Annotated in this window: 2 protein-coding genes and 2 rRNA genes (1 of these 4 running past the window's edge); all 4 read left to right on the top strand. The window is 43.3% G+C overall.

The genetic code is table 11. The features are described 5' to 3' along the window. Positions 1 to 1,688 (top strand): 23S ribosomal RNA (locus tag IPI59_14965) (it extends 1,211 nt beyond the left edge of the window). 669 nt (positions 1,689 to 2,357) lie between these two features. Next, a 5S ribosomal RNA gene (gene rrf / locus IPI59_14960) occupies positions 2,358 to 2,469 on the top strand. A 609-nt stretch (positions 2,470 to 3,078) separates the two neighbouring features. Next, positions 3,079 to 3,375, top strand: coding sequence for a class I SAM-dependent DNA methyltransferase (locus IPI59_14955; protein ID MBK7528801.1), 297 nt, complete (start codon positions 3,079 to 3,081; stop codon positions 3,373 to 3,375). A gap of 129 nt (positions 3,376 to 3,504) precedes the next feature. Beyond that, positions 3,505 to 7,869 (top strand): T9SS-dependent M36 family metallopeptidase, encoded by a 4,365-nt coding sequence (locus IPI59_14950; protein MBK7528800.1) that lies wholly within the window; start codon positions 3,505 to 3,507, stop codon positions 7,867 to 7,869. The last annotated feature ends 1,184 nt before the right edge of the window (positions 7,870 to 9,053 follow it).

Genomic DNA, 9,053 nt, shown 5'->3' with positions numbered 1-9,053 from the left:
CCGCGAGGTAGTGGTAGGGGAGCATTGTAGCGTTGTCGAAGCTTCAGTACGTGAGTCGGAGTGGAGATGCTACAAAAGCAAATGTAGGCATAAGTAACGATAAACAAGGTGAAAAACCTTGTCACCGCAAGACTAAGGGTTCCTGATCAACGCTAATCGGATCAGGGTTAGTCGGGGCCTAAGGATAACCCGTGAGGGGATTCCGATGGGAAACGGATGGATAATTCCGTACCATTGTAAACTGCGAAGGAGGGACGAAGGAGCGTAAGGGCTGCGCACGGACGGAAGTGTGCGTTAAAGGTAGTAGGCTGTGAGGTGTTCAGGCAAATCCGGACACTGAGCTGAGAGCTGATAGTACTCTGAACCTTCGGGAGAGGAGATAATGCCCCCAAGCAAGCTTCCAAGAAAATCTTCTAAGCAAAAGGTATACAATGCCTGTACCGCAAACCGACACAGGTAGTCGAGGAGAGTATCCTAAGGTGCTCGAGTGAATCGTGGCTAAGGAATTAGGCAAAATAGTCCCGTAACTTCGGGAGAAGGGACGCCTCCCCATGCGAATGGGAGGCCGCAGTGAAGAGGCCCAGGCGACTGTTTAACAAAAACACAGGACTCTGCCAAGCTGAAAGGCTAAGTATAGGGTCTGACACCTGCCCGGTGCTGGAAGGTTAAGGGAGGGGGTTAGAGGCAACTCGAAGCTCTTGACTGAAGCCCCAGTAAACGGCGGCCGTAACTATAACGGTCCTAAGGTAGCGAAATTCCTTGTCGGGTAAGTTCCGACCTGCACGAATGGTGTAACGATCTGGGCACTGTCTCGGCCACGAGCTCGGTGAAATTGTAGTAACGGTGAAGATGCCGTTTACCCGCAGTGGGACGAAAAGACCCTGTGAACCTTCACTATAGCTTAGCATTGATACTGGGTAAATGATGTGTAGGATAGGTGGGAGGCTGAGAGACGGCTACGCTAGTAGTTGTGGAGCCAACGTTGAAATACCACCCTTTGTTTATTTAGTGTCTAATCCTGCGAGGGAGACAGTGCTTGGTGGGTAGTTTGACTGGGGCGGTCGCCTCCAAAAGAGTAACGGAGGCTTCCAAAGGTGCCCTCAGCACGCTTGGTAACCGTGCGTAGAGTGTATTAGCATAAGGGCGCTTGACTGCAAGACCGACAAGTCGAGCAGGTAGGAAACTAGGGTAAAGTGATCCGGTGGTTCCGCATGGAAGGGCCATCGCTCAAAGGATAAAAGGTACTCCGGGGATAACAGGCTGATCTCCCCCAAGAGCTCACATCGACGGGGAGGTTTGGCACCTCGATGTCGGCTCGTCACATCCTGGGCTGGAGAAGGTCCTAGGGTTGGGCTGTTCGCCCATTAAAGTGGTACGCGAGCTGGGTTCAGAACGTCGCAAGACAGTTCGGTCTCTATCTACTGTGGGCGTTAGATATTTGCGGAGGGCTGATACTAGTACGAGAGGACCGTATCGGACGAACCTCTAGTGTACCGGTTGTGCCGCCAGGTGCAGTGCCGGGTAGCTATGTTCGGTTGGGATAAGCGCTGAAAGCATCTAAGCGCGAAGCCTGCTTCAAGATGAGATATCTTTTAAGGGCAGTTGAAGATGACGACATTGATAGGTGGCAGGTGTAAAGATGGAGACATCATAGCCGAGCCATACTAATCGCCCGTAAACTTTCACAAGTTCTATACTGCTTAGTTGGTTGTTTGCAAAGATGGATGTTTGATTTGTTGCTGTTGTAGATAATACAGTTGTAAAGGGTCAATCGCCAAAATAAAGACAATCAATAGTTGTACAGCGAGCAGAAGCAATGTTAGCAAAGAACACTACTTATAATCAATTAGTAAATCAATGGGAGTTGGAGCAGTATTTCGATATTGCATTTCTATTCCGTTGTTACTTGCCTACAATACTGGCAGATATTTAGTTTGGTTAATTAAACAATTGAACAAAGATCTGCCAGTTATTTAGGGGCAAGAAAGCATAAACTAAAAGAGGCGAGGTGTTTATTGATTAATTAGCGTGCGTGTATGTGAATGTAAATTTTGAAACGCAAAAGGTATTGATGATACCTACGACAAAAATCTGGAAAAGAGCCTGTTTTGACCTTAATACTTATTACAAATGTTTAAATTGTTTGATTTCAATTACTTAAAAGTTCTACCATATAAGAGATAAAAACGATGCGATAAACAAGAAATACAGCGCTGTGTGCGATATGTGTGTTGTTTAAGCCGTTAAAATAATTTCTTTCTTGTCATTAATTTATTGATAACACAATAAATAACAAAACACAAACCAGAAGACAAAATTTGTTGGCTCAGGCCTAACAAAATAGGGCGGCAAAGCAACGAGGTGATTATAGCGGGGAGGCACCACCTCTTCCCATCCCGAACAGAGAAGTTAAGCTCCCCAGCGCCGATGGTACTGCCGTAAAGGTGGGAGAGTAGGACGTTGCCGTTTATTTTTACTTTTGTTTGTAGCAATTGTTTAGTGAGTTTAATAGTTAATTGTTTAATTAGTTTTTAACACAACACAGTTGCCAACAACAGTAAACGCTTTATTGCCCTTTTTTGGTTTGTGTTTTTTGTTTTTATAGCCCATCCTATAATAAACCGCAGTATGTAGTTTGCACCATGCGAAAACTCTGCTATGCGACCTATTGCCCAAACCATGAAATTTCGCCCGGCTAAAATTCAACGAGTAGCGGGTTAAAGGATGAGTAGGATTTAAAGGTTTACAGGATTAACCCACCCCTGCGCCTCTCCGGAGCTAATCTTGTAGGGGTTTTAAGGAGACTCCGACTTTGATGTAATAAAACCGCTCTAAAGCACCTGCTAAAATCTTGACTCCGGGCAATGGCTGTTTTTTAGATGGTGCAAACCCCAAAATTTTACTCAGGGCAAGAACAGCATCTTTTACCGTTGAAATTGTTTTTTTTGCTACTTGCTCTAAAGTTTTATTTCGGCGGGTTCAAAAACAGTTTCGGCTTTTTCATCCGGATTTTCGCGTATCAGGTAGGTCAACATTAATAGCTGCCATGCCACTATCGAATAAAAAGCTAAGGCATTTATGGTGACTTGTGTTTTAAATTCTAAATTTTTATTTTGGAGTTTTAAAAAATATTATGCTGGCGGTGGGCTTGGAGACGAGGAAATTAGATATAAAAAACAATTTATAGAATTATTACCAATACCCCAACTCACTCCATCTGAGCAGCAGCCCTTTATTCAATTAGTAGATGAAATATTGCTAAAAAAAGAAAAAGGCGAAGACACCACCGCCCTTGAAACCCAAATAGACCAACTTGTTTACCAGCTTTACGATTTAACCGAAGAGGAGATTAAAATTGTAGAGCAAGGCACTTAAATTGGCAGGGTAGCCGCAGTCAAAATGGTAAATATTTACCATTCCTAAAAAAAATAGATATGCTTAGGTGCAAATTTAGTAAGCTTATATGTACCTTTACAGCAGTTTTCACCTATACTTAACTAATTTATGAGCATAAAATTTACTCATATATTATTGCTGCTCGGCAGTATCGTTTTTCAAACTGCTATTGTTTTTGCCCAAGTTAATACAAGCATCCAACAAACAGCCCTGCAAACTTTGCAGTTAAACCATAAAAAATTGGGTTTTGCTGCCTCCGATATTGAAAGCCCCGTAATTACTGATAGTTATACCTCGGCGGGCGAAAAAGTATCGCATGTATATATTGGGCAAACCTATGCCGGAATTGAAGTGCAAGGCGCCGTTGCCAATTTTAATATTGCACCAAACGGGCAAGTGTTTAGCTGGTATCAAAGTTTTGTAAAAAATATTGCGGCAAAAATTAATACCACAAAGCCCAAAATTACGCGCGAGGCTGCTATAAAAACAGCTGCTTTGGCAATGGGTTTGCCAAAACCTAGCAATTTAAAACTGCTTAAGAAACAACCCTTGCCCAACCAATACGCCTTGTATAATACGGGCGACATATCGCAGGAAAATATTCCGGTAAAATTGATGTATTTTATTCCGGAGGGAAGCGAAAAAGCATTCCTGTCTTGGAATTTGAATATTAACCCCGCAACAGGCGGTAACTGGCTCGATTTATGGATTGATGCCATAGATGGTAGTTTGCTTGGAACCATTAGCTGGACAAAAAACTGCCAATTTGAAGAGCCGACAATTATTGGGGCGCATCCGGAAAAAACATTATCCGGAAATGCCCTGCATAACCACCATAGCAACTGCGAACACAGTTTTACTCCTTCGGCACAGCTATTATCTTCTTATGTAGCTCCAAATGATTACAAAGTTTATGCCGTACCTACCGAAAGCCCCAATCATGGGGGGCGCACAACGGTAAATGCCCCCTGGACAAGCGCAACCAATGCCTCGCCCTACGGCTGGCACGACACTAACGGCAGCAGCGGCGCCGAATACACCATAACGCGCGGCAATAATGTACTTGCCCAAGAAGACCAAAATGGCAATAACGGCACTGGTTACTCGCCTAACTCGCCTACTTTAGATTTTAATTATACGATTAACCTATCAAACCAGCCAAGCACCTACGTTGATGCCTCGTTGACCAACCTTTTTTATTGGAACAATATTATGCACGATATTATGTGGCAATACGGTTTTACGGCAGCAGCGGGCAATTTTCAAGAAAACAATTATGGCACGGGGGGTGCCGGCAGCGATTATGTTTTGGCAGATGGCCAAGACGGCAGTGGCACTAATAATGCTAATTTTAGCACGCCGGTAGATGGCAGCAAACCCCGGATGCAAATGTATTTATGGACATCGAGCAATACGCCCTATTTAATTGTAAACTCGCCCAGCAGCGTGCAAGGCTCTTACACCGCCGTACCTGCGGCATTTGGTCCTGCTTTGCCCAACTGGCCAAGCGGTATTACAGCCAATGTGGTAATAGCACAAGATAATGCCAGCCCATTTAGCGATGCTTGTTCGGGTTTAACTAACGGTAGTTCCATTAGTGGTAAAATAGCCTTAGTGGACAGGGGAAACTGCAATTTCAACCAAAAAGTGCTTAACTGCCAAGCGGCGGGTGCCGTTGCGGTTATTGTATGTAATAATGTGTCGGGCGCGCCTATACAAATGGGGGGCAGCGGCGCGGGCATTACAATTCCGTCGGTAATGATTGGCAAAGCCAACTGCGATGTGCTGCGTGTTTATTGCCCCAATTTAAATGCTACGCTTAGCAATACCGGCACCCCACCAAATTTAGACTGCTCGCTTGACAATGGTATAATATGCCATGAATATGGGCACGGCGTTTCGACACGTTTGACGGGCGGGCCTAACAACGTAAACTGCCTTAACAACCAAGAGCAGATGGGCGAAGGATGGAGCGATTATTTTGGAATAGCTTTAACCATGAAAACCGGAGATACCGGCCCAAAAGTGCGCGGTATGGCAACCTATGCTAACTCTGAACCCATAGACGGAAATGGCATTAGGCCGGCACCTTATAGCACCGATTTTTCAATTAACGACTATACCTACTCCGACCTTTGCGATGGCAATATAACAGTACCGCATGGCGTTGGTTTTATTTGGTGCACCATGCTTTGGGAAATGACCTGGGACCTAATCGGAAAACATGGCTTCAGTACCGACTTTTATAATGCAAACGGCACAGCAGGCAACCAAATTGCCATGCGTTTAATTGTTGAAGCCCTAAAACTGCAACCATGTAGCCCCGGATTTGTTGATGGCCGCGATGCCATAATATTGGCCGACCAAATTTATTATGGTGGTGCTAATAGTTGTACTATTTGGGGTGCTTTTGCCAAACGCGGCTTAGGCTATGGCGCATCGCAGGGTAGCTCGGGCAGCCGTTGCGATGGAACTGCTTCGTTTATTACGCCCAGTACTTGTTCGTTAAGTATTGAAAAAACAGCCGATTTTATTGATGAAGTTGAATCGGGCAAAACAATTACCTACAGCCTTACCGTTAGCAATATCCGCCCAGTTCCGGCAAATAATGTTATTGTCCGCGATACAATTCCGGCAGAACTCAACTACGAAACTAACTCCTTATCGTGCCCCGGAACAGTTACCGGGCAAGTTATCGTTATTAATTTAGGTACATTAAACGCCAACGAAGTTAAAACCTGTACCTACAAAGCTAAATTGCCCATAAACAAATACAGCACTGTGTATTTTACAGACGACTTGGAATTAGGAAGCGACAACTGGATAACCACCGCCGGCACCGGAAGTACAAACTGGGAATATATTAATAGCAATGCGTACAGCCCTACCCATTGTTTTTATGCCGCTAATGCAAGCACAGCCACCGACCAATACCTGCGGTCAAAAAACAAATACACTATTGCCGGCACCAAACCTATGCTAATTTTTAGGCATAAATATAATACCGAAGCTGGCTGGGATGGTGGCGTTGTTGAAATATCGGCCAACGGCACCAACTGGGGCGATATTGGCATCGAAGCTATTAAAAATGGGTACAACGATGTAATTGGCAACAACCCTGCCAGTGCCATTAGTAACCGCCCTGCTTTTTCGGGCAATAGCGACGGTTATATTTGGACAATGATTGACCTTGCCGACTACGTTGGGCAAACTATGTATTTTAGATTTAGATTTGCCACCGATGGTGCCCAAGGCGGCGATGGCTGGTATGTTGATAATATTGAAATTATTGACGGCTTATTGCTGCACAATACCGCTTGCGTAAGCGACCAAAGCGGCGGCAACGATTGTAGCAGTTACGATTTATTGGCTTACCCCAACCCTTGCTTAGCCGAGGCGGGTAATATAATTATACCCTCTGGAAGCACTTTGCCTTTAGAAATTTGCCAATATAGCGACTTAGGGGTATTTTCGCACAATTATAGCCCTGTGCAGTTTCCGCCGCCGGCAAATTATAAGTATGCCTATATTTTAACAAACGACAATGCGCCTATCTACTCAATTATAGATTATGGTTTGCTAACAAATGCCGATTTTGATTTTTCGAATCTTCCGGCCGGAAGCTACCGCATTTGGGGCTTTTCTTATAATCCGGATTTTGGCGCAAAAATTCCACTCAATACCTATATCCAGGCTAAACCAAGCGTACAACAAATTCAAAACGATATTACATTAAGCGGGCAAGTGTGTGGCCATTTAACAAACCAAGACGAAGAGGGCAATCCGATAATTGTAACGATTACTAATAACGCAATTGTGGTGCAGATAAAAACCAATTTACAAGGTGCATACAACACCAATTCTAATTTAATGCGCACCGACTTAAATAACGCCGGATTATTGCCTTTAACTCACCCGTATTCAAATGTGCCTTGGAATTATACCGGAACAGAAGCAGTAACAAGTTTTGCCCCTGATATTGTAGATTGGGTATTGGTTGAGGTGCGCCGCGCTGCCGATACAAGTATCATTGAGCGACATGCAGCCCTATTGCGCAACGACGGCACTGTAGTTGATGCGGATGGCATAACCAATGGCATTCGTTTTTACAATTTTGCTTGTAATACACCGTATTTTATTGTGGTGCGCCACCGCAACCATATAGATATTATTTCGAGCCAAGCGGTAATATTGCCCAACACAACGCCCCTTAATTTTACCGACCCAAATAGCGTACTACAAGGCGCGTTACAACTTGTTGCCGTAGGTAATACTTATGCCATGCGCGCCGGAGATGGCGATGGCAACGGAAACATAACAATTGCCGATTTTAATATTTACAACAGTCAATCGTCGGCAATTAATAAATACTACCAAGGCGATTTTAATATGGACAAAAATGTAACCATCACCGATTTTAACTTGTACAGCCCCAATGCAAGTCATATTGGGGTTAAGGCAATTAGGTATTAGAAAGATTGAGATTTTTTTAATTGCAAGAGCCTAAAAATCAACAATTTAAGTTGATTTTTAGGCTCTTGTAGCGTCTTGTTTTTTAATTAGGTTATTTCCGGATTATATTAAAACGGCTATTCTGTTAAGGATAAAAAATTAGTTCAAAAAAATATAAAAAAAAGTAAAAAAAAAGTACAATCTTTACAATTTACTTGAACCTTTGCGCTTTAATTTAAGTTTGTTGATTATTAGTTAGAAAGAACTTTTGTTGCAGCAGTTTTCATTTTTAAGAACCTAGAAGCAAGGTAAAAATCCGGATAAAAAATATATTCAACCATTGGGTTAAAAATTAGAAACAGCGTGCTGTTTTATAAATTTTTGCTCCAATCCGGAGTTTAAAATACGAGACAATAATTAGCAAAATAGCAATTAGTCTAGAAACAGCAATTAAACTTACTTGTCAATTAAAAAGCTTCATCTACATATTTATAAATTATCATGAAAATACGACTACCACACCTGCACGCTTTTTGGCCTTTTGCCCTTGCCTTTTTTACTCTTTTTACTATTATTGCCGGCATTTGGGCTTGTAGTAATACACTAGGAGACGCACTGACTGTTAAAAGCCGCAGCTTTACCGACGAGGTGAGCCAAAGGGAAAACCTAACCTTTACTTTTGACCGGGATGTTGTTACCGACTCTATGTTAAACCAATGGGATTCAACTGCCTACATCCATTTTGACCCGCCAATTAAGGGGCAATTCCAATGGAAAGCAACCAACGAGTTGGTTTTTTCGCCCTTGGCAGCCTTGCCACCCGGCACCGACTTTAAAGCTACGCCTACCAAGTTACTTGGCGAGCTTAAACCCGACAAGAAAGTGAAGGTAAAAACAGAAGCAATTTCTTTTCATACGCCCTATTTAGCCCTCGAAAGTACCCAAATGTACTGGAAACGGCCTGCTGCCGGCGAAAACAAAGGTGTTTTAGGGGCTGTTTTAGGCTTTAATTACGAAGTTGACCCTAAATCGCTGGCACAAAACTTAACCATCGAAATAGACAACAATACGTACCACCCCAAACTAATAACCAATAATGCCAGCACACAAATTGAGCTTGAAGTTGAAGGAGTGCCCTTAAACGAAAATACGCAGGCAATATTTACAGTAAACAAAGCCGTAACCTTACCCGGAGGCCTTTCGGC

Source organism: Sphingobacteriales bacterium (genome assembly GCA_016706405.1).
Classification (GTDB): Bacteria; Bacteroidota; Bacteroidia; order Chitinophagales; family UBA2359; genus BJ6.
The sequence above is the reverse complement of the archived record's forward strand: the minus strand, read 5'-3'. Positions and strand labels throughout refer to the sequence as shown.